This window comes from Lyngbya sp. CCY1209 (assembly GCF_055795065.1).
Genome location: NZ_JAYFER010000318.1, coordinates 1 through 977 on the forward strand (window position 1 = coordinate 1; position 977 = coordinate 977).

Below are 977 nucleotides of genomic sequence, written 5' to 3' on the forward strand. Positions count from 1 at the left end.
GTCTTTTTGGAGAAAGAGAGAAAACGCATCGCCGCCGCCAAGCGGGTTTGGCAACAGTCCCAGTGTCAGCTACAGTCGGCACAGGCGATGGTTTCTCAGTTGCAGTCTCAGTTGGAGGGAATGACGCAAACAATGAACCGTTTAACTGAGTCGCAAAATCAACGTCAGGCTGATTTTCAATCCCAATTAGATGACATTGTTGAACGCATTGACAGTTTGAATAATGGACAAAATCAGCAGCAATTTAAGTTGAATGAAATGAATCGAAGAATTGAAAGCTTAATCCATCAGCAATCACAGCAAGAAACGAAAATAATAGAAGCTATAAAATTTCGACTGAAGCCGATTTCAGAAACAAATAAAAACGAGAAAAATCTTCCTACTTCTTTTGATTATACTCAACTCGAAAGATTATTGAAATCCGGAAACTGGAAAGCTGCTGACCAAGAAACGGCTCGGATGATGTTGGCGGTGGCTGGACAAACTGAACGAGGATATTTAGATTCAAATGATATCAAAAACTTTCCCTGTGAGGATTTACGAATCATTGATGGTCTTTGGTTCAAATGCAGTAACGGACGCTTTGGGTTTAGTGTCCAGAAGCAAATTTATATCAATTGTGGAGGCAAGTGCGATGGACACTATCCAGGTGATACAATATGGTATCGCTTCAGGGAAGAGGTAGGATGGAAAGAACTTGATGATAATTTCCAACTTTCTCCGAAGAGAACTCCCGAGGGCTGTTTCCCATATGTTTTACGTTCGTTTAAGGGAATTTATAGTAATATCAAAGGATATGCTTACTCTTCTCTCGCGCAAAGACTTGTAACCTGTAGCATATAAAACCTTCAATTTATAAACCAAACCATCTCCTAAAGCACTGTCATGAAATGTCCAATATGTGAAACGGAATATACGGAAAATGAGGTCGAAACCTGTGCGGTGTGTGGCTATGACCTGACACCTCTGTGGTTCTT

The 977-nt window shown here is 40.6% G+C and carries 1 protein-coding gene; it reads left to right on the forward strand.

Translation table 11 applies throughout. The features are described 5' to 3' along the window. On the forward strand, nucleotides 1–843 hold an 843-nt coding region (locus AC0QHF_RS09265; RefSeq protein WP_324703919.1), incomplete at its 5' end, for a GUN4 domain-containing protein. Between the last annotated feature and the right edge of the window lie 134 nt (nucleotides 844–977).